Genomic DNA, 20,479 nt, shown 5'->3' with positions numbered 1-20,479 from the left:
GCCGTGGGAAACTGGTGGTCGTTATGACTGCCAGTTCCCCACGGGCCGAGGTCGTGATCGACCTCGACGCTGTGCGACACAACGTCTCCCTGCTGACCTCGCGTGCCTCCGGTGCGGCGGTGATGGCCGTGGTCAAGGCCGACGCGTACGGGCACGGCGCGGTGCCGGTCGCCCGCGCCGCAGCCGAGGCCGGCGCGACCTGGCTGGGTACGTGCTCTCTCGCCGAAGCGTTGGCGCTGCGAGCCGCAGGGCTGACCACGCGGCTGTTCAGCTGGCTCGACGTGCCTGACGTGGACTTCGCGCCGGGCATCGAGGCAGACGTCGACCTAGGTGCCAGCTCGCTCGTCGAACTGCGACGTATCGCCGACGCCGCCAGCCGTGCCGGCAAACGGGCACGCGTGCACCTGAAGATCGACACTGGCTTGTCCCGCAACGGTTGTCCGCCCGCGGAGTGGCCCGCGCTCGTCGAGGCGGCGGCTGCTTCCCCGGAGATCGATGTCGTCGCGGTGTGGTCGCACCTTGCCTGCGCGGACGAGCCCGGCCACGCGTCGATCGACTCGCAGGCGAAGCGATTCACCGACGCGTACGACCGTGCGCGGGCGGCCGGGCTGGATCCGATCCGGCACCTGGCGAACTCTGCGGCCTTGCTCACCCGGCCCGATCTGCACTTCGACCTGGTCCGTCCGGGCATCGCCACCTACGGGCTCAACCCGGTGGACACCGCCGACGACCTGCGCCCGGTGATGACCTTCCGGTCCGCAGTGGTGCTCACCAAACGGTTGCCTGCCGGGGAGTCCGTGTCGTACGGACAGACCTGGGCCACGCCGCGCGACACCACCGTGGCGCTCGTGCCCGTCGGGTACGCAGACGGCGTGCCACGGTCGCTGTCGGGCCGTATGGATGTGTGGGTCAGCGGCCGTCGACGTCCTGTCGTCGGGCGGGTGTGCATGGACCAGCTGGTGGTCGACTGTGGCGACGACGCACCGGCTGTGGGGGACGAGGTCGTGCTGTTCGGCGCGGGGGACGCAGGGGAGCCGACCGCGCGTGAGTGGGCGGACAAACTCGGCACCATCGACTACGAGATCGTCACATCGATGTACCGGCCTCGGGTTCGGCGACGCTACGTGGGGGAGCGGTTGTGAAGCCTTCAGCACGGTTGTGGGCAGTCATCGGCGGCGTGGGCGCTTTGGTCACCGGCGCGGCTGCCGCGGTCGTGGCCGCGCAACAGCGGAAGCCGAGCGAGGACTCGCCCCCCGAAGAGCCGTTGGGAGAGTTGAAGCCGGACCGGACCTCGACTGTCGCCGCTGAGGACGGTACGCCGCTTTCGGCGGAGGAAATCGATCCTTCGGACGGTGAGAAGCCGGAACTGACCCTTGTCGGCGTACACGGCTTCGCGCTGTCTCGCCGTTCGTGGCACTTCCAGCGCCGCGACGTCGCTTCGCTGCGGTTGCCTCGCGTACGGCAGGTCTACTACGACCATCGCAGCCACGGTCAGTCCGGCAAAGCTTCCCCCGAGACGTCGACCATCGAACAGCTTGCGCACGATCTCGACAGCGTGCTGCGTGCGTTGGTACCTGAAGGGCCGATAGTCCTCATGGGACACTCCATGGGCGGCATGGTGATCATGGAACTTGCGGCGCAGCGTCCGGAACTGTTTGAGGAACGCGTATGCGGCGTCGCGTTCATCGCCACTGCGGCCGGCGAAGTCGGCGCACGCGGGTTGCCGCGTTCGTTGCTGTCGAAGTACAACCCGCTCACTCGCGGCGTCGGTGAGCTGGCGGGTTGGCAGCCGGGGCTCGTGGAGTTCGTACGCGCCGCCGGTGGACAGCTCACCCGGCAGGCGACGCGTCGGCTCGCCTTCGGCAGCCGCGACGTATCGCCACAGCTGGTCGACTTCATGCTGGAAATGCTCGGAGTGACGTCGGTACGCGGGTTGCTGAACTTCGTCGACACGCTCGGCAGTCACAACCGCTATGCCGCGCTGGCCGGCCTGAAACACGCGCAGGTACTCGTGATCGGCGGCGACTCGGACCGCTTCACGCCCTTCTCGCACGCCGAGCGGATCGCAGCCGAACTGCCAGACGCCGAGCTGGTGCGCGTACGCGGCGCCGGCCACATGGTGCTACTCGAACAACCCGAGCTGGTGAACAGCTATCTCATAGACCTACTGCAACGCTGTGGTGGCAGCGCGGCCCCGAACCGGCGGAACTGGTGGTGGACAAGGTGATCCTGGAGACCCCCGAGGACACGATGGCGTTCGGGCGCGCGCTGGGCGCGACGCTGCGCGCGGGCGACCTCGTGTTGCTGGCCGGTCCCTTGGGCGCCGGAAAGACCACGCTCACCCGCGGTATCGCCGACGGCATGCGCGTCGGCGGCCGAGTCAGCTCGCCCACCTTCGTACTGGCACGCGTACACGCCGCCGGTCCGAGCGGCGTCCCGCTCATCCACGTGGACGCCTACCGCCTCGGCGGCGACCTGTCCCAGCTGGACGACCTCGACCTGGACACCGACCTGGAAAGCTCCGCAGTGGTCGTCGAATGGGGCGAAGGCAGCGCGGACCGGCTCAACGAGGACCACCTGGTCGTCCGCCTGTCCCGCCACGACGACGACACCCGCACCGCCACCCTCGAACCCCACGGCACCTGGACCGCTCGCCCGCTGCCGGCGTCCCCGAGCCGAATGCTGTGAAGGGGCCCTTCACGGACTCAGAGTCCGTGAAGGGCCCCTTCACAGCTTCTTACACGACCTTCAGCGACCGGCGGCCAGCTCGTGGGCCTCTTCCACGGTGGCCGGCGCGGGCGGCGAACCGGGCAGGGGCTTGTTCGCGGGCTCCTTGAGCTTCAGCAACGTGATCACGCCGACCACTCCGGCCACGATCAGGTAGTACCCCGGCCAGTTCAGGTCGCCGGTGGCCAGCACCAGCGCGCTCATCACCAGCGAAACGGTACCGGCGAACGCGGACACGAAGATGTTGAACGAGATCGACAGGCTGCCGTAGCGAACCTCGGTCGGGAACAGCGCGGGCAGGGTGGACGGGCCGGTCGCGGAGAAGCAGATCAGCAGCAGGCCCATCAGGACCAGCCCGATCAGCACCGCGATCACCGAACCACTCTTGAGCAGCAGCACCATCGGGATACCCAGCACGACCAGGCCACCGGCGCCGACCCAGAGGATCGGCTTGCGGCCGACCTTGTCGCTGAGCCTGCCCAGCAGCGGAATGATGAACACAGCTGCCCACAGCACCGCGATCTGCAGCCACTCCGAAGCGGTGGAGGAGATGGCGTGCCCGCCGTGCGCCTCCATCGTGTCCGAGTCCTTGAGGTAGGTCGGCATGTAGGCGGTGAGCATGTAGTTGGTGACGTTCCAGGTGACCACCAGGCCACCGGCCAGCAGCATGGCGGGCCAGTACTTCGCGAAGATGTCCCGCAGCACATGCTTGGCCGCGGCGCCCTCCCGCGCGCCGGATTCCTCGAGCAGATGCTGGAACGCGGGCGTCTCCTCGAGCTTCGTCCGCAGGTAGACGCCGGTGATGCCGAGCGGAAGCGCGATCATGAACGGGATCCGCCAGCCCCACGAGTCCATGAAGGCCGGGGTGGAGATCAGCGGCAGCACCGAGGAAACCGTGGCACCGAGCGCATATCCGACAAAGGTGCCGAATTCCAGGAAGCTCCCGAAGTATCCGCGTTTGCGGTCCGGGCTGTACTCGGCGATGAAGGTCATCGCGCCCGCGTACTCACCGCCGGTCGAGAAGCCCTGCAGGACCCGGGCACAGACGAGCAGAATCGGCGCGGCGATGCCGATCTGGGCGTACGACGGGATCAGGCCGATCAGGAATGTCCCGGTGGCCATCAGGATCACCGTGATGGCCAGCACCTTGGTCCGGCCGATCCGGTCGCCGAGCGGGCCGAAGAACAACCCGCCGAGCGGGCGCACCAGGAACGCGACCGCGAACGTGGCGAAGGTCGCCAGCTGGGCCAGCGCGTGGTTGTCCGGCGGGAAGAACTGGGCCTCGATGGTCGTCGCAAGGTACCCGTAGACCCCGAAGTCGAACCACTCGGTGATGTTCCCGACGGCGGCCGCACCCACGGCCCGGCGCATTGTCGCGGGATCGGTGACCGTGAATTCTCCCGATGAACCTTGCGCCGTCCCCCCGGCCTCAGCTGCCTGTGCCACATTGCTCCCTTCCGACCGGGTCTGATTCCCGGCTCCGGGCTCCCTCCCGGCCGGTCGGTCCGGCAGAGCCCCATGATCGATACCCAGTAAGGGCGGCCCGGCAGCATAACGTGATGTGTCTCACTCGATCGGGCTGAGTGGGGGCGGTAACACCGCTCCCATTTCAGGCGGTGTACCAGGTACAACACCGAATAGCAGGACCAATCGGCAAGCGCCGGGCGGCCCGTGCGGATCATCCGGATCCGATCACTGAACCCGGCGCGTTGCACCCAGTGAGGAGGAGCCGTAATGACGGCAGTATTCGTGGCCATTGCCAGCTGTGCGACCGCGGGAGTCGCGGTGGCTTCCGGCCTCGTCGCGTACGCCCAGCGCAACTGGAAGGTCCGCGCCGAGGCCTGAGGGCCCTTTCGTCAGGGCTGCACAATTCCTCGGGCGAGCCCCAGGTCAACCAGGTCCTCGGGCCGTACCCGAAGTCTTTCCGTCACTTCCGGGACGTCCCGAAGCGGGCGCTTCAGAATGGCGGCAGCCGCTTCCGGGGACGTCACCGAGAAATAGGCGTCCGGTGCCATCCAGGTCGCTTCCGGAGCGGCGAATGCCAATGCCCCGCCGGAACCGCCCTCGCCGATCACCAAGGTCGTGACCGGCACCGTGGCGGTGGCTATCGCTTCGAACAGCTCCGCGATCGCCGGGCCGACACCGGCCTGCTCGGCGTCTGCGTCGTTCGCCGCGCCGGGAGTGTCCACCAGCGTCAGCACGGGGATGCCGAGCCGGGATGCGGTACGCACCAGACGCGCCGCAGTCCTGAAGCCGGCCGGACGTGTCGCTGTGCCGCACTGCGCGGCGTACGCGATCGTGCGTCCGTCCCGCCAGCCGAAGCCGCACAGCACCCCTGGGTCGACGTTGCCCGCGCGGTCGCCTTGGACGTTCTCTCGCCAGCCGAAGTATGCGTCGAGGTATTCCGCGGCGCGTGGTCGTGAAGAGGCGCGCGCGGCCTGTATGGCTTCCCAACCCGTTTCAGGCAAGGAAACCTCACGCAACGCGGCAGGCGGCGGTGCGGGCTCGGCCGTTGGCGAGGCGAGCAAACGCAACCAGCGCGTGAGCACCTCCGCGAGCTCATCCGGCTCGACGAGGCGGTCGACTTGCCCCCACTCGAACTTCGCTTCAGCGGTATACGCCTCCGAAGGCGACGTCGCCGGGCGCACGCGCGATCCGGCGAAACCCACCTGTGCAAAGGGCAACCCGAGTACGACGTCGGAACCGGCGCCGAGCGTCGCCCAGCCACCCCCGGTCGTCGGGTCGCGCAGCACGGAGATCTGCGCGACACCCTCCGCCCGCGCCGCCGCCGATGCCCGGGCGATCCGCTGCAGCTGCGAAAGCGCCCGCATCCCGTGCTGCATCCGGCTGCCACCAGTCGCGATCAAGGACACGACCGGCAGTTTTCTTTCCCTCGCACAGGCGAACGCAGCTTCAATCCGGTCACCCGTGCGCTGCCCCAGCGAACCCCCAAGAAAGCCGAACTCCCAAGCGATCAACACAGCCGGCACGTCACCGATACGCGCCTCACCGACTACGACCGATTCGGTCTCCCCAGTACGTTCGGTTGCGGCTGCGTGCGTCTGCCGGTACTCGGGCCAGCCGATCGGATTATCCGGTTCCCCACTGTCGACAGATAACTCGGTGAATGACGACGTCATCCCAGTGATCAGCGCACGTGCAGTGGTCACGTGAGTGCCCGCTTCATCTTCTCGCCCATCTCGATAACGCGAGCATGGTCATCCGCGACTACCTGCGCTGGCGGGCGACCCGAGCACGCCCGTGGACGGCCCTGTCCGTGGATCGGGTTGTCCGCCCAGCCGGCGTCGCCCCGCTGATTCCGTCCGGCTGGTGTCATCCAGCCGGTGTCACGCCGTCCAGCAGACGTCATCGAGCCGACGTCGTCCGGTTCACTGTCTCCCGGTTTGCGGTCGCCTGTCGGCAACTCGGTATCACCCGTCGGCAGTTCGGTGAATGCCGCCCTCATCTCGATGATCAGCGCAGGTGTCGTGCTCACCGGAGTGCTCACTTCATGTTCTGTGCCCATGGTGGTTTTGCCGGCGCGCTTGGCTGCGGTTGCATACGTCCGCAGGTAGCCCGGCCGACGGATCGGATGGTTCGGTTCGCGACTGTCGGTCGGTAGTTCCGTGAATGCTGTCGCCATCTCGATGGTCAGGACACGTGTGCCGGTCACCGGAATGCTCGCTTCACGTTCTTGCCCACCTCGGTTTCGCCAGTGCGTTCGGTTGGGGCGGTGCGCGTCTGTGGGTAGCCCCGTCGGTGAACCGGGCTGTCCAGTTCGCTGTTCGCCCGTTGGCAGTTCGGTACATGTCGCCGCCATCCCGATGATCAGCGCACCTGCCGTGCTCACCCGAGTGCTCGCTTCATGATCTTGCCCATGTCGTTGCGGGGCAACGCATCCAGATACCGCACGACGCGCGGCCGCTTGTGCGGGGCGAGCAGCTTCGCCACGTGGTCGGCCAGCTCACCGGCATCCGGCCGGTACCCGGCGGGCACCACCCAGGCCACGATCCGTTCGCCGAGATCGTCGTCCGGTTCACCGGTCACCGCCGCCTCGGCGACGCCAGGATGTTCCAGCAGCGCGTTCTCGATTTCCCCGGCCCCGATCTTGTAACCGCCGCTCTTGATCAGGTCGGTCGCCTTGCGGCCGACGATCCGCACGTATCCGTCATCGTCGTGGGTAGCCATGTCGCCGGTGCGGAACCAGCCGTTGTCGAGCGCGGCCACCGTCGCGTCCGGCCGGTTCAGGTACTCGGTGAACAGGTTCGGCCCGCGGACCTGGATCTCGCCGACTTCGTCCCGGCCGTCGATCTCCGCGCCGGACTCGTCGACCAGCCGCAGGCCCACCCCAGCCAACGGGACACCGACCGAACCTGGCTTGCGTTCCCCGTCTGCTCGCACGCTGGTGTTCATCAGTGTCTCGGTCATCCCGTACCGCTCGATCACCTGCTGCCCCGTCGCCGCGGTGATCCGCTGGTGATCGTGCACCGGCAGCGCGGCCGACCCGGACACCAGCAGCCGCGCTCGCCGCAACGCCGCGGTCAGCTCCTCGCCGGTAGCCACGGACTCGGCAATTCGGTGGTACATCGTCGGCACACCGAACAACATCGTGGCGCCGGTGGACAGCTCCCTCGTTACGCCTTCGAGCGAGAACCGTCCGAGATGGCGTACCGAACCGCCGCGGCGGAGCGGACCGAGGATGCCGAGGATCAGCCCGTGCACGTGGAACAGCGGCAGCCCGTGCACGAGCACGTCCTCAGCGCTCCACTGCCAGGCGTCCTCCAGTGCGTCGAGCGTGGCCGAGATCGCCCGGCGGGGGAGCACCACGCCTTTTGGTGGGCCGGTGGTGCCGGAGGTGTAGACGATCAGCGCCGGGGTCTCCGCGTCCGGCTCGGCGGGCGGTGCCCCGGCGCCTTCGAGGGGAATGTCACGGCGCGACAGCCCCGCGAGCCCGTCCGGCAGCTCGGCACCCGGTTCGGCGAGGATTTGCGCGGGGCTGCTGTCGGCGAGAATGTGCGCGAGCTCGCGTTCGCCGATCTTCGGGTTGAGCGGCACCACCGGAATCCCGGCAAGCAGTGCCGCGACCACCGCCACGCTGGTGTGCAGAGTCGGGGTGGCCCACACCGCGACCCTGCCCGCGGGCAGCTCGGCGGCCAGCGCACCGGCGGCGGCGCCGAGCTCGGCGTAGGTCAGCGATCGCCCCCCGAACCGGAGCGCTTCCTTCCCAGAACCGGCGTGGATCGCGGGGAACAGCGGATCGAGCACTTCGGGGACCTCCTGCATCGGCGGTACCTGGCACCGCACCGTACCGCGGCCGCACCGTGCTCACCTGCGATGCGCACGGTCAGTGGAGGTTGTCCAGTAGTGCGCGCAGCTGCGCGGTCATTGTTTCGGGGCGGGCTGGTGTGACGTTGATGTGGCGGTCGTGGCCGGGTTCTTTGCTGATGGAGAACAGGTAACGGCCTTGTTGGGTGTCGTAGTAGGTGCAGGTGTCGCTGTTTGATCGTCGGCGGCCGAGCCTGTCGCGGACGGTCGCGGTGATCTGGCCGGCGCCGGTGCGGGGGAGCATGGTCACGTCCAGTACCCGCCGTACGTCGCGCCGTGCTGGGGTTCCCTTGGCGGCGTGCCGCAGGTCGGGTTCCGGTACCGACATGGCGGGTCCGGTCGCGGGGGGCAGGGTGGGCAGTTCGCTGATCAGTTCCTCGGCGAGCGCTTCCGGCCGGGCCGGGCGCAGCAGCACCTGCCCCGACGCGGGTACGTGACAGGCGAGTATCGCGTCCGTCCCGGTGGCTGCTACCACCAGCCGGTAGTGATGCTTGGGCCGGGACTCGACGGTCGCGGAGAGTTCGCTGGCTCCGCGGCACAGTACGGTCATGGTCTGCATGAAGTCTTCACGTGGTCCGCCTCGGCCCCAGGTGCCGTGCTCGGCAAGGTTCTGTACTGCGGTGTCGCGGTAGTGCCTGGCTTCGTCCGGGTCGCGCCATAGTGGGTCGGGGGACAGTGCCGCGGGAAGTGACACTCCGGCCAGTTCTGCGGCGAGGGGTAGGCAGTCGGCGGGCAGCACTAGTTCACGGTCGAGTACGAGCATTGTCAGAGCCCGATCACCGGTGGGGCGGTCTTGGGGAGTGTGCCGACGAGGGCGTCGTCGGGGTCGGTTTCGAGCAGGTAGTCGGCGCGTTTGTGCTCGGTGTCGTCTTCGGCCTTGCCGCCGCGGCCCATTCCGCCGCTACCCATCCCGGGTGAACCGGCCCGGCCCTGGGTGCCGGCGGCACCTGCCGCGCGTCCACTGGCGGGCTCGGTGTTGCCGAGTGCTCCGGCGCCGGCTCCGGTGCCGGAGCCGGCGCCGGTGCCGCGTCCGAGGCTGTTGCCGTTGCTGCCGGCCCCGTTGTAGCCGCGTCCGCCGCTGCTGCCGGAGCCGCTTCCGCTGCCGCCGCTGTACCCGCCGGTGCCACCGGGCCCGAACCCGCCCGGGCCGAATCCGCCCGGCCCGAACCCGCCTGGCCCGGATCCGCCTGGGCCGAAGCTGTTGCCGCTGACGGTGTTGCTGCCGCTGGCGGGGCCACCGGTAGGGGTCCAGGCACCGTGGTCCGGCGTCGTGCCTGGTGGGGTGTAGCCGGAGGAGGTGGTGGTGTCGGGCACCTTTCCGTGGAACTGCGGAGCCCCCGGCTCGAGCCAGCCCTGCTGCGGGACGGGCCCGTTGCCGTTCGAGGCCGAGCCGGTGTGCGTGCCGGCACCGGGGCCGGGGAGGTTGGCGGTGCCGCCGCTGTAGCCGCCCGCGTGGCTGCCGCCTGTGCTCCCGGTGCCGCCGGTCCCACCCGGCGTGTAAGCCGACGGCAGGTGCCCGGTCCCGGTCCCCCCGGGCTGGGTGACCGAGAAGTCCCCACCAGCCGAGGGCATGGCCAGATCACCGTACTGGGACGGGTCGGCCCAACGACCGGAATTATCGGTGGACTGACCGTGATAGAGACCGTAACCCTCAGTCACGACTCGGGCTTTCTTGTCCCATTCTTCGATGTCGTGGGATCGATTCGAGAGGAAGGACAGCGGTGTGTTGCTGACCCAGTCGTCAGCAGGCCGGTCGCCGATATTGCCTACGGATTTGATCTTGCCGTCGAGGTCTTTGAACGAGTTTCCTTGGCCGGTGTAGAGCTGATTGGCCTGTTCAAGGTGCTGACCGCTGACCTTGGAAGCATCCACGAGCGGCCCGGCCCCGGCGTAGGCCTGCCCGGCCGAGTCGCCTTCCCAGTACTGGCTCATCTTGCCCTGGAGCCGCAACATCCGATCAGCGATAGCGTCGTGCCGCTGGGACAAACCGTTCGCCACAGTGGCGCCGTCGTACATGCCGGCCGACCCTTTGCCACGGTTGACCAAATCCACGATCTGCTGCGGAGTCAACGCCATCATGCACCTGCCTTGATCGTTGCCACTGCGGCTTCGGCAGCTTTGGTCACCAATGAACATGGGTCGCCGTAGGAGGGTGAAGTTTTGTCAAGGATCGCCGAGAAGGTGAAGATCTCGTCGTTCTTGACGCCGACGCCGATTTGGCACCCGCCGCTCTTGCGGTCATCTGTGGCGCCCGAAAATGTGGCCGGGTACCCGGAGACCATGGGGGCTACTTCGAAGTAGCCCCCCCCGGCGTTTGTGCCATTCTCGTAGCTGGCGGAAAGCCCTTGGCCAGGGAGAAAGCCGAGGCTGAGACTGTTGTCGTTGTTGTCATTCCAAGTGCAGATAGGCGCGACATTTCCAGTGATTTTCCGATTGCGTACAGCGTTGAATACTTGAGCGGCTTGCGCTTGGGTAAGGGCTGAACACGGGTTCTGCTCGAATTTGGTTGCGTCGAGCGGATTCGTTACCTGAGGCTCTTTTGGGCCTGTGCTCGCCGCCGACGTCGGAATGTTGCTCGGGTACGCGGGGCTTGGCGTGCCAGGCGCGGGCGAGCAGGCAGTGGCGACAAGGAGCAGGAGGCTGAGTGCTGCCGTGCGGGTGGTGGTTTTCGTCACGGGGTCATCCTTCCTTGCCCAGGTCGTGCGTGTTCGCCTGGTCTTGCTGTTCATACTTGGCGATAGCTTGTTTCAGCTGGTTCGCGTAAGCTTTCGCGTACCCATGGAGGGTTATTCACGCAGCCGCATAGAAGTGCAGAGCGATTACCGTTGAGATGGTTTCCGCGAAGGTCTCAATGGGCCGTCGGTAGTCGGCGTGCAGGATCCTCCAGGTTTTGACGTTGGCGATGGTCTGCTCGATGACGTAGCGAATCTTGTTGATCTGGGTGTTGAATTCCTTCTCCCAGTCCAAGAGCTTGCGGTGCTTCGGCTTCTTGATCGGGGTGAGCATATAATTTCCCACGTATCCTTTGTCGCCCATCCAGTTGTCCGGATTCAGAGTCAGAAGCGCCCCGGATTCCTTCAGGCAGTACGTGTCGTGCCGGCGTCCTTCGATGGGATCGGAGATCCACGCGAGTCGTCCGTCAAGGGTGCAAGCGATCTGTACGTTCATGCCGGTCGTCTTGTGCTTGCCGGAGTACAGCTCCGGGCGATCGGCCCATGACCAGCACGGCAGCAGGGTTCCGTCCACGATGTACTGCGTCTGGTCGTCCAATTCGTCCGCCGTCGGCACGAACTTCCTGAGAACACGTTCTATCAGCGGCGTCATTCCGGTGATCGCACGACTGATTGTCGGTTGAGATACCTCGTACGCTTCCGCCAGTTCGGCCTGAACCCGATTGCATCGCATGTATGTCAGCGCGATCACCGCCGAGTTGAACAGGCCCAGAATCGGTGGCCACCTACGCTGCTCAGCTGTGGTATCCATGTCGACCAACCCGCACAGGTCGGTGATCTGCTCGATGGTAAGTCCAGTGGTATGATACATGTTAGGCGGTCCGTTTTTGTGAGTACTGAGTGTGGAAACCCAATTCTCTCAATAAACGGGCCGCCGTTGATGTTGACACGCCGGAAACGGCAATCTCAGGTGCCGTGAATAAGCCTCAAGGTTCCCTCTGCGGGCGAAATCCCCGGTTACGGAGATCGTGATGCTCGCCCGTCTGATCTTGCTGGGCATCGTGCTCGGGTACGAGCGGGCCGTATCACTGATGCCGGAACCCTGCGTAGTGATAAGCTACTGTGCGTGTTGACTGGACTCGGGTGCCGGTCTTGATGGTGGTCACTGCCGCCGTTGCGACCTTCATTACAAGCGAGCACGGGTGGCTGTAGGAATGTGAACCTTTTCAGAGATTTGCTAGGAGCGTCATTAAAAACCATTATGAGTAATTACGTGAATTGCTGATCCACTCCGGCGTGTCGCCGAGAAAGGCAACGGTTCTCGCGAGAAAATTTGAGAGTTCCAGCCAAAGAATTCTCAATGCCGGGGAGAACCGTTGCGCTACCATCGTACTACGGGCCTCACGTTGTCGCAGGTGCAGGAGCTTGTGTGGCGAGTCCGTGAATCGCCGACCGAGCCGTGGAAAGCCATAGAACGAGTCGTCTCACACTTCAAAAACTGGCGAATACTTCACACCGGCTACCGCCGCCCCTGCTCAACCTACCGCGACGCCTGCGACGCCACGCGCGGACTGTTCTTCTTCTCAATCGCCTAGGGTTTTGAATAACGCTCCTGATTGGCCTGTGAAGGTATGAGCACGGCGCACGGGTCCTGCTCGTATCTGCTCACGTTCAACGGGGTGGTCACCTGCGGCACCCTCGGTTCGCTATTGGTTGCTGTGCCGCTCGGTGGTGCAGGGGTCGGCTGGCCGGAGACGGACGAGCATGCGGTGGTCGCCAGGAGGAGTAGCCCGATCGCACCAGCACGGGTCACGGGGTTCGTCGCGGGAGGCATCATCGCCTGCCGGGGCACGCGGTGGTGCGCGCCGGGCTGCCCGCTCCGGGTACGGGCCGGTCGCAGGGCTACCCTGGGAAATCGTGCTGGTACTGGCGATCGACACGGCGACCCCGGCGGTGACGGCGGGGATTGCCGTGGTGGACGGGTCCGGGGTCGTCGTCCGGGCGGAACGGGTGACGGTTGACGCGCGGGCGCACGGGGAGCTCATCACGCCGCATGCGCTGGCGGCGGCTGAGCAGGCGGGTGTAACGCTGCGCGAGCTGGACGCAATCGTTTGCGGTGTGGGGCCGGGGCCCTTCACGGGGTTGCGTGCGGGGATGGCCACGGCCGGTGCGTACGGACACGCGCTCGGCATTCCGGTGTACCCGGTGTGCAGTCTCGACGCGATAGCGGCGGAAGCCGTACGCACAGACAAGCCCTTCCTCGTGATCACCGACGCGCGTCGTCGCGAGGTCTACTGGGCGGCGTACGCCGCAGAGGGTGCGCGCGTTGATGGGCCGCACGTACAGCGGCCGGCTGAGTTGAAGACAGACATCCGCGTCGCAGCGGGGGACGGGGCGCTCACGTACGCGGACGCAGTCGGCGTAGTGCCGATCGAGCCGCGGTTTCCGTCGACGGCGGGGCTTGTACGTACCGCGCGTGACGAACTGCTTGCACGTACGGAGCCGAAGCCGCTCACGCCGTTGTACTTGCGTCGGCCGGACGCTGTGGAGCCCGTAGGACGCAAGCGGGTGACTGCACCATGAAGTTGGGGAAGCTGCGTCGTACTGACGTCGCGAAGTGCGTGGAGATCGAGAACCTCCTATTCCCCGGTGACGACCCGTGGAGCAGCCGGGCGTTCCACTCGGAACTCGACCAGGGCCACTACTACCTCGCCGCGCGTTCGGACGACGAAGAGTTCCTCGGCTACGCGGGGCTGGCGGTGGTCGGCCGTCGTGGCGAGTACGAGGCGGAGGTGCACACCATCGGCGTCGTGCCCGAAGCGCAGGGTCATGGTGTCGGCAAGGCGTTGCTACGCGCGCTGCTGGCGCGTGCCGACGAGTTGGCGGCGCCGGTGTTCCTTGAGGTACGTACCGACAACGACACCGCTGTAGGCCTGTACGAGGCACACGGCTTTAAGAAGCTCGGCATCCGGAAGCGTTACTACCAGCCGTCTGGAGCCGACGCGTACACAATGGCCCGCCCCGCGCAGGCCCCAGCACGAGACGAGGTGGCCCCCTGATGTCCCGCGTCATCATGGGCATCGAGAGCTCCTGTGACGAGACTGGCGTCGGTCTCGTCCGGTTGCACGACGACGGTGCGGTGGAGCTGCTCGCGGACGAGGTCGCTTCCAGCGTCGACCAGCATGCGCGCTTCGGCGGCGTAGTCCCGGAAGTGGCCAGCCGTGCGCATTTGGAAGCGATGGTGCCGACGGCGGAGCGGGCGTTCGCCACTGCCGGGCTCAAGCTGTCCGACGTGGACGCTATCGCGGTCACTGCCGGCCCCGGGCTCGCCGGCGCGCTGCTCGTCGGTGTCTCGGCGGCGAAGGCGTACGCCGCGGCGCTCGATGTGCCACTGTACGGCGTGAACCACCTCGCCGGGCACATCGCAGTCGACACCCTGCAACACGGCCCGCTGCCTTCGCCGGTGCTCGCTCTGCTGGTTTCCGGCGGGCACACCCAGCTGCTGCGGGTGGACGACATCGCATCCCGCATCACCGAACTAGGATCCACTGTGGACGATGCGGCCGGCGAAGCCTACGACAAGGTGGCCCGGGTGCTGGACCTGCCGTATCCCGGCGGGCCGCCGATCGACAAGGCGGCGAAGCGGGGCAACGGTTCGGCGATCGCGTTCCCCCGCGGGATGACCGGCCCGCGCGACGCGAAGTTCGACTTCTCCTTCTCTGGATTGAAAACGGCGGTCGCGCGCTGGGTCGAAAACGCAGAGCGCGCGGGCAACGGGATCTCGGTCGACGATGTGGCAGCTTCCTTCCAGGAAGCTGTCGCGGACGTGCTCACCGCGAAGGCGATCCGTGCCGCACGCGAACAGGGAATCGGCACGTTGGTGATCTCCGGTGGCGTCGCCGCGAATTCGCGACTGTCCGAGCTGGCTGCCGAACGCTGTGCCGAAGCCGGTATCGAACTGCGTGTACCCCGGCCTCGCCTGTGTACGGACAACGGCGCGATGATCGCGGCTCTAGGCGCCCACGTGGTGGCTGCGGGTCACTCAGCAGCCCCGCTGGACTTCTCCGCCAACCCCGGCCTGCCGGTGCAGACTGTGTCCCTCTGACGGCTTAACCGGTGGCGGTCTGCAAGTCTGCCGCCGAAGCCGGGTCCGCGAGTCCCAGCAGCGCTTCAATGGCCACGGCTGACCGTACGGCTGCATAGCCGTCGCCGTACGGATTGGCTGCCGGTGCTGCACGGAGGTCGCCGGACAGTACGTGGCCCGCGGCTGTGACTATCAGGTCCACGTCGGTGCCCACGAGCCAGGCGCAGCCCGCTGTCACGGCCTCTGGGCGTTCGGTCGTGTCGCGCAGCACCAGTACCGGGGTGCCGAACGTCGGCGCTTCCTCCTGGACTCCGCCGGAATCGGTAAGTACCAGCGTGGCGAGGCGCAATGCGCGAACCAGGTCCGGGTACTCCAGCGGCTCGGTAACCGTTACTCGCGAGACGTCGCTCAGCGCTGTCTCCACCTGGGCCCGTACGTCCGGGTTCGGGTGCGCGGGGAAGAGGACTTGGACCTGCGGATGTAAGTCGACGATCCGGCGGACCGCGGTCAGCGTACGTGCCAGTGGCTCGCCCCAGGACTCGCGGCGGTGCGACGTAACCAGCACCAGTTGCTCTCCGGCTTCGGCGACGCCCATCTCTAGTAGCGCTAGCGCGGACTCGCGCGCGGGGAGGTCACGCGCGGCGATGGTGAGCACTGCGTCGACCACTGTGTTGCCGACGACCGTGATTCGCTCGGTGGGCACGCCTTCAGCGCGAAGCGTCGCAGCCGCAGCAGGCGATGGGCTCAGGTGTAGCGCGGCGATCCTCGAGATCATCTGCCTGGTGCCTTCTTCGGGAAACGGTGAGGCCAGGTCGTGCGTACGCAGCCCGGCTTCCAGATGCACTACCGGAATGCCGAGCCAGAACGCAGTGAGCGCGCCAGCCAGCGCCGTGGCGGTATCGCCCTGTACGACGACCGCGCTCGGCGCGTACCGGCGCATCGCCTCGTCGAGCGCGGGCAGCATGCCGGAGATCAGCTCCGCCTGCGTGCCTGACCTCCGCGGCGGGACCTCCAGCCAGCCGTCCACGGCCCGGTCGAACTGTGCCAGAGCTTGCTCGACCATGCCCGGGTGCTGGCCACTGTGCACGAACAACGGCCGCAACCCGGGACGCGTGTCCAGCGCCTGGGCCAGCGTGGCCAGTTTGACGGCTTCCGGCCGGGTACCGGCCAGCAACATCACGTCCACCACTTTCACCTCTTCGAGTGTCCCCGAAGAACCGTCGCCGTGCAGATACTGCCGCGCGGCGTGAACGAGGGCTGAAGCCTCAGGCTGCTGGCTGCAGCTGTACGTCGTCCAGCTCGACGTACTCGACGCGATGGCCGAATTGAATCTCCACGTACTTCGTCTTGCCGCGGACGACGACGTGCTTCGCGGGATCAAAGGTGGTCGCCGAGAAGTACTCGGAGCCGACGACGCTACCCACTGCGTACCTCTGGCCCGCCGCGAGTGTGTACGGCATCGGCGCGAGTTCTTGTACGGGTACGTTCGCCGGGTACGCGGACGCTTCCGGGTACGCGCGACCGTAGACCGGGACGCTCGCGTGACCGGGCTTCGGGGTCGCTACCGAACCGCGTGCGGGCACAGCGGCCGGGGCGTTGCGCGGGTTGTGGAACCAGCCCTTCTGCCCGAGATACCAGATCGCCGTCCAGTCGCCCTGCGTCCCTGCGATCGCGTACCGCTGCCCGGTCGCCACTCGGCTGCCGACGTCAGAGACGTCCATTGTGGACGGTTTGGTGCCGTGCAGTCCGGGGTCCTTCAGCAGCGGTGCCGAGTCGGCAGGCTCGGTATGCAGCACGACTGCTTCGGAATTCATGACGGGGCAAGGATTTCCGGAGCCGTTCTGGTCGCAGCCGGTGAAGGTGATCCGGTTGTGCTCGAACGATGGAGCAATGGTGACCAGTCCCGAGCCCGGTCGCGCGGTGGGGCACAGCGGCGCGCCGAGCAGATCGAAATAGTGCGACCAGTCCCAGTAGGGACCCGGGTCCCAGTGCATGCCGGCAATGGTCGACGGCGTGGTGCCAGGCACGTTGTCGTGCCCGATGATGTGCGCGCGGTCGAGCGGGATCCCGTAACGGCGCGCGAGGTAGCCGACGAGCTTGGCCGAGGACTGGTACATCGCTTCGGTGTACCAAGTGCCCTTCGCACCGAAGCCCTCGTGCTCAATCCCGATGGACTTCGAGTTCACGTACCAGTTGCCCGCGTGCCAGCCGACATCCTTCGTTGGCACATGTTGCGCGATCAGGCCGTCCGACGAGCGCACGGTGTAGTGCCACGCCAGGTAGCTGGGCTTCTGCGCGAGCTTGAGCGCGGTGTCCCAGGTGGTCTCGGTGTCGTGGAGGACGATGTAGTCGATCTTCTGGCTCTGTGGGCGGCCCGCGACGTCGTGGTTGCCGTAACCCCCTTCGGGGAGTTCCTGGTACGGCGCGGGCACTGATTCGCACGCCACGGTCTTCGGGCATTCCGCCGCTGTCGGCGCGTCTGCGCGAAGACCGAGTCGCGCAACTTGCGTACGATCAGGCGTGACGCCTAGGGCAGCTGCGAGCGTGAGAGTCTGATCGTCATTCGTCGTGCGGGACTGGCCCTTGCTGATGGTGTCGAATACCTCGTCTGCGAACGTACGGGCCGCCGTCGTGTCCTCAGCGCCGCTGTAGCGCGCGACGGCGCCGTACCAGTCCTTCGCGGCCGAGCTGTGAATGCCGAGCTGCTGTTGGTAGTACGCGAGCAGCGCGGCGCCACCCCGGATGTTCTCCTCCGCGTCCGTACGGAGCTTCGCTGCGTCGGTGTGCAACAGAGCGGCGGCTTCGCCCACAGTCTGCAGGCTGGGCGGGGGAGCAGCGGGCTTCACGGCGAAGGCGGCGGGGTGCAGCGCCGGGCGGGCATCGTCTCCCCGAGGATCTTCGCCGCTGTCGAACTCGCTGCCGACTCCACCTGCCGCGCGCAGATCGGTGAGGTGCATTGGCCCGTATCCCGCGGACGTACTCGGCGAACCCGCGTGGTCGTCCCAGCGGGACTCCAGGTAGGACACCCCGAGCAGGACGTCGAGCGGAACACCGAACTCCGCGGCGGCGTCGGTGAACTCACGCTGCCGGGGAGACTCGGCGGCCTGGGCGGGCACGGCCAGGCCGGCTGCGAGCACGACGCCGGCTCCTGCCGCGGCCAGCCGCCGGGGAAGCCGGGAAACCGGACGGGCCATGGCGGAAACCCCCAGGGTCGGATGCCGTTAGGGAGAAACCTAACCAGAAAGACCTGGTTGCGGACGGGAATGAACCGGGCGTGGGAGTGTGTCCGTTGTCGCCGGGACGATGACCGTGGTCCACCGGTCGGGCGAGGAATCGGTGCTGTTCGCTCTGGGTGAGCGGGTCCTCCTTGCGAAGCTGGCACTCCCATGGATAGAGTGCTAATCGCACGGCCCGGACACGCCCCGGCACCCGCGACGGCGGGGGTGGAATGAGCCGTAAGTCATCATGCCGACGCTTTCGACGACCGTGGAGGTCAACCCGGTGAGCGTGAACATCAAGCCGCTCGAGGACAAGATCGTTGTCCAGACGAGTGAGGCCGAGGAGACGACCGCTTCCGGCCTCGTCATCCCCGACACCGCCAAGGAGAAGCCCCAGGAGGGCAAGGTTCTGGCCGTGGGCCCGGGCCGGATCGACGACAAGGGCAACCGCGTTCCGCTGGACGTGGCTGTCGGCGACGTCGTGATCTACTCCAAGTACGGCGGTACCGAGGTCAAGTACAACGGCGAGGACTACCTGATCCTCTCCGCCCGCGACGTGCTGGCCGTCATCAACTGACGCGTCACTCGCAGCGCAAAGACGCCCCGGGCCCCGCACATGCCGGGGTGCGGGGCGTTTTGCGTCGCACGACACCCGAAAGGTAAGCGGAAAGCGCTATGCCCAAGCAGATCAGTTTCGACGAGGACGCTCGTCGCGCGCTCGAGCGCGGGGTGAACAAGCTCGCCGACGCGGTCAAGGTCACCCTCGGCCCGCGCGGCAGGCACGTCGTCCTCGACAAGAAGTTCGGCGGGCCGACGATCACTCTCGACGGGGTCACCGTCGCTCGTGAGATCGACCTCGAAGACCCGTTCGAGAACCTCGGCGCGCAGCTGGCCAAGAACGTCGCCACCAAGACCAACGACGTCGCCGGCGACGGCACCACCACCGCCACGGTGCTGGCCCAGTCGCTGGTGAAGCACGGTCTCCGCAACGTCGCCGCCGGCGCCAACCCGACCTCGGTCGGCAAGGGCATCGAGGCCGCGGCGGACAAGGTCGTCGAGGTGCTCAAGGCCCGGGCCACCCCGGTCAAGGGCCGCGAGAACATCGCCCAGGTCGGCACCGTGACCTCGCGCGACGCCACCATCGGCCAGCTGCTCGGCGAGGCCGTGGAGCGGGTCGGCGAGGACGGCGTGATCACCATCGAGGAGTCGTCCACGCTGGCGACCGAGCTGGTGATCACCGAGGGTGTGCAGTTCGACAAGGGTTTCCTGTCGGCGCACTTCGCCACCGACCCCGAGGACCAGCGGGCGATCCTCGAGGACGCCTACGTGCTGCTGCACCGCGAGAAGATCTCGGCGCTGGCCGACCTGCTCCCGGTGCTGGAGAAGGTCGTCGAGGCCAAGAAGCCGCTGCTGATCATCGCGGAGGACGTGGACGGCGAGGCGCTGTCCACCCTGGTGGTCAACTCGCTGCGGAAGACGATCACCGCGGTCGCGGTCAAGGCGCCGTTCTTCGGTGACCGCCGCAAGGCGTTCCTGGACGACCTCGCCGTGGTCACCGGTGGCGAGGTGGTCTCCGCGGAGATCGGCCAGAAGCTGTCCGAGGTCGGCCTCGCGCAGCTGGGCCGGGCTCGCCGGATCGTGGTCACCAAGGACGACACCACGATCGTCGACGGCGCGGGCACCAAGGACGCCATCGACGCCCGGACCGCGCAGATTCGCAAGGAGATCGAGACCACCGACTCCGACTGGGACCGCGAGAAGCTGCAGGAGCGGCTCGCGAAGCTCGGCGGCGGCGTGGCCGTGATCAAGGTCGGCGCGGCCACCGAGACCGAGCTGAACGAGCGCAAGCACCGCATCGAAGACGCCGTGGCGTCGACGAAGGCGGCCGTCGAGGAGGGCATCCTGCCCGGCGGCGGCTCGGCGCTGGTCCACGCGGTCAAGGAACTCGCCGGGCTCGAGCTCTCCGGCGATGAGGCCACCGGTGTGGCCATCGTCCGCGACGCGCTCAGCGCCCCGCTGTTCTGGATCGCGACCAACGCGGGCCACGAGGGCGCGGTCATCGTGAACAAGGTCCAGGAGCAGAGCTGGGGCCAGGGCTTCAACGCGGCCACCGGCGAACTCACCGACCTGATCGCGGCCGGCATCGTCGACCCGGTCAAGGTGACCCGCTCGGCCGTGGCCAACGCGGCCTCCATCGCCCGGCTCGTCCTCACCACGGAAAGCTCCGTGGTCGAGAAGCCGGTCGACGAGGAGCCCGAGGCCGCCGGTCACGGGCACGCGCACTGAGGGTTTCTCGGGCGCTTCGGCTGGGGCGGCCTTGGTCGCCTTGGTCACTGCGGGTTCGCTGAGGCCTTGCGGTTTCCAGGCGCTGAGTTTGTGTCTCCGCCTTGGGGCGGTTCTCCTTCGGGAGGGCCGCCCCTTCGGCATTCCTGGAGGTCGTTCGGTGGGCTTCC

Annotated in this window: 18 protein-coding genes; 8 read left to right on the top strand and 10 right to left on the bottom strand. The window is 67.2% G+C overall.

All coding sequences use genetic code 11. The features are described 5' to 3' along the window. Positions 1-23: 23 nt before the first annotated feature. From alr to tsaE, 3 genes are read left to right on the top strand one after another with little or no spacing between them, the layout of a single operon-like run. Positions 24-1,142, top strand: coding sequence for an alanine racemase (alr, locus tag ATK36_RS12885; RefSeq protein ID WP_098511534.1), 1,119 nt, complete (start codon positions 24-26; stop codon positions 1,140-1,142). Next, positions 1,139-2,227, top strand: a complete 1,089-nt coding sequence (locus ATK36_RS12880; protein ID WP_170069714.1) for an alpha/beta fold hydrolase — start codon at positions 1,139-1,141, stop codon at positions 2,225-2,227. The genes alr and ATK36_RS12880 overlap by 4 nt, the downstream gene beginning before the upstream one ends. Further along, positions 2,215-2,688 carry a tRNA (adenosine(37)-N6)-threonylcarbamoyltransferase complex ATPase subunit type 1 TsaE gene (tsaE, locus tag ATK36_RS12875; protein WP_425427382.1) on the top strand — a complete coding sequence of 158 codons (474 nt, stop codon included), beginning with the start codon at positions 2,215-2,217 and terminating at the stop codon, positions 2,686-2,688. The genes ATK36_RS12880 and tsaE overlap by 13 nt, the downstream gene beginning before the upstream one ends. 60 nt (positions 2,689-2,748) lie before the next feature. Here tsaE and ATK36_RS12870 read toward each other — a convergent pair whose 3' ends face one another. The 8 genes from ATK36_RS12870 to ATK36_RS12835 form a co-directional block, all read right to left on the bottom strand. Further along, entirely contained in the window at positions 2,749-4,098 is a 1,350-nt protein-coding gene (locus ATK36_RS12870) for an MFS transporter (protein ID WP_098511531.1), read from the bottom strand. 485 nt (positions 4,099-4,583) lie between these two features. Then, the gene (locus ATK36_RS12865; protein WP_098514853.1) at positions 4,584-5,867 is read right to left on the bottom strand and encodes a carboxyl transferase domain-containing protein; all 1,284 of its coding nucleotides are present in this window, start codon (positions 5,865-5,867) and stop codon (positions 4,584-4,586) included. 26 nt (positions 5,868-5,893) lie between these two features. Next, complete coding sequence (locus ATK36_RS12860; RefSeq protein WP_098511530.1) at positions 5,894-6,400, bottom strand: hypothetical protein; 507 nt, start codon at positions 6,398-6,400, stop codon at positions 5,894-5,896. A 173-nt stretch (positions 6,401-6,573) separates the two neighbouring features. Continuing rightward, positions 6,574-7,992 (bottom strand): acyl-CoA synthetase, encoded by a 1,419-nt coding sequence (locus ATK36_RS12855; RefSeq protein WP_098514852.1) that lies wholly within the window; start codon positions 7,990-7,992, stop codon positions 6,574-6,576. Positions 7,993-8,071: 79 nt separating this feature from the next. After that, entirely contained in the window at positions 8,072-8,815 is a 744-nt protein-coding gene (locus ATK36_RS12850; protein WP_098511528.1) for an ESX secretion-associated protein EspG, read from the bottom strand. Between the two features lie 2 nt (positions 8,816-8,817). Next, positions 8,818-10,128, bottom strand: coding sequence for a hypothetical protein (locus ATK36_RS12845; protein ID WP_170069713.1), 1,311 nt, complete (start codon positions 10,126-10,128; stop codon positions 8,818-8,820). Next, positions 10,128-10,727, bottom strand: coding sequence for a DUF3558 domain-containing protein (locus ATK36_RS12840; RefSeq protein WP_245914680.1), 600 nt, complete (start codon positions 10,725-10,727; stop codon positions 10,128-10,130). The genes ATK36_RS12845 and ATK36_RS12840 overlap by 1 nt, the downstream gene beginning before the upstream one ends. A 115-nt stretch (positions 10,728-10,842) precedes the next feature. After that, a complete protein-coding gene (locus ATK36_RS12835; RefSeq protein WP_245914325.1) occupies positions 10,843-11,595 on the bottom strand; it encodes a transposase family protein in 753 nt (250 codons plus the stop codon). A gap of 1,046 nt (positions 11,596-12,641) precedes the next feature. Between ATK36_RS12835 and tsaB the strand changes: the two genes are divergently transcribed. The 3 genes from tsaB to tsaD are packed head-to-tail and all read left to right on the top strand — an operon-like array spanning position 12,642 to position 14,829. Then, positions 12,642-13,307: a tRNA (adenosine(37)-N6)-threonylcarbamoyltransferase complex dimerization subunit type 1 TsaB gene (gene tsaB / locus ATK36_RS12830; protein WP_098511524.1), complete on the top strand. Its 666-nt coding sequence runs from the start codon at positions 12,642-12,644 to the stop codon at positions 13,305-13,307. Then, positions 13,304-13,783 (top strand): ribosomal protein S18-alanine N-acetyltransferase, encoded by a 480-nt coding sequence (rimI, locus tag ATK36_RS12825; RefSeq protein ID WP_098511522.1) that lies wholly within the window; start codon positions 13,304-13,306, stop codon positions 13,781-13,783. Before tsaB ends, rimI begins: the two co-directional genes overlap by 4 nt. Continuing rightward, complete coding sequence (gene tsaD, locus ATK36_RS12820; protein ID WP_098511521.1) at positions 13,783-14,829, top strand: tRNA (adenosine(37)-N6)-threonylcarbamoyltransferase complex transferase subunit TsaD; 1,047 nt, start codon at positions 13,783-13,785, stop codon at positions 14,827-14,829. The genes rimI and tsaD overlap by 1 nt, the downstream gene beginning before the upstream one ends. Positions 14,830-14,833: 4 nt before the next feature. Here tsaD and wecB read toward each other — a convergent pair whose 3' ends face one another. After that, entirely contained in the window at positions 14,834-15,994 is a 1,161-nt protein-coding gene (gene wecB, locus ATK36_RS12815; RefSeq protein WP_098514851.1) for a non-hydrolyzing UDP-N-acetylglucosamine 2-epimerase, read from the bottom strand. 79 nt (positions 15,995-16,073) lie between these two features. Continuing rightward, positions 16,074-18,002: an N-acetylmuramoyl-L-alanine amidase gene (locus ATK36_RS12810; protein ID WP_098511519.1), complete on the bottom strand. Its 1,929-nt coding sequence runs from the start codon at positions 18,000-18,002 to the stop codon at positions 16,074-16,076. A 307-nt stretch (positions 18,003-18,309) separates the two neighbouring features. Here ATK36_RS12810 and groES point away from each other — a divergent pair, with 307 nt between their 5' ends. After that, entirely contained in the window at positions 18,310-18,603 is a 294-nt protein-coding gene (gene groES, locus ATK36_RS12805; RefSeq protein WP_009072407.1) for a co-chaperone GroES, read from the top strand. 98 nt (positions 18,604-18,701) lie between these two features. Beyond that, entirely contained in the window at positions 18,702-20,312 is a 1,611-nt protein-coding gene (groL, locus tag ATK36_RS12800; protein ID WP_098511518.1) for a chaperonin GroEL, read from the top strand. Positions 20,313-20,479: the final 167 nt, after the last annotated feature.

Origin of the sequence: Amycolatopsis sulphurea, assembly GCF_002564045.1 — a bacterium.
GTDB lineage: Bacteria > Actinomycetota > Actinomycetes > Mycobacteriales > Pseudonocardiaceae > Amycolatopsis > Amycolatopsis sulphurea.
The sequence above is the reverse complement of the archived record's forward strand: the minus strand, read 5'-3'. Positions and strand labels throughout refer to the sequence as shown.

Bases quoted from the DNA above. Each gene is read 5' to 3' on its own strand.
- ATK36_RS12845 (WP_170069713.1), bottom strand. From the start codon at position 10,128: ATGGCGTTGACTCCGCAGCAGATCGTGGATTTGGTCAACCGTGGCAAA.
- groL (WP_098511518.1), top strand. From the start codon at position 18,702: ATGCCCAAGCAGATCAGTTTCGACGAGGACGCTCGTCGCGCGCTCGAG.
- ATK36_RS12810 (WP_098511519.1), bottom strand. From the start codon at position 18,002: ATGGCCCGTCCGGTTTCCCGGCTTCCCCGGCGGCTGGCCGCGGCAGGA.
- tsaD (WP_098511521.1), top strand. From the start codon at position 13,783: ATGTCCCGCGTCATCATGGGCATCGAGAGCTCCTGTGACGAGACTGGC.
- ATK36_RS12850 (WP_098511528.1), bottom strand. From the start codon at position 8,815: ATGCTCGTACTCGACCGTGAACTAGTGCTGCCCGCCGACTGCCTACCC.
- ATK36_RS12835 (WP_245914325.1), bottom strand. From the start codon at position 11,595: ATGTATCATACCACTGGACTTACCATCGAGCAGATCACCGACCTGTGC.
- alr (WP_098511534.1), top strand. From the start codon at position 24: ATGACTGCCAGTTCCCCACGGGCCGAGGTCGTGATCGACCTCGACGCT.
- rimI (WP_098511522.1), top strand. From the start codon at position 13,304: ATGAAGTTGGGGAAGCTGCGTCGTACTGACGTCGCGAAGTGCGTGGAG.
- ATK36_RS12865 (WP_098514853.1), bottom strand. From the start codon at position 5,867: ATGACGTCGTCATTCACCGAGTTATCTGTCGACAGTGGGGAACCGGAT.
- ATK36_RS12870 (WP_098511531.1), bottom strand. From the start codon at position 4,098: ATGCGCCGGGCCGTGGGTGCGGCCGCCGTCGGGAACATCACCGAGTGG.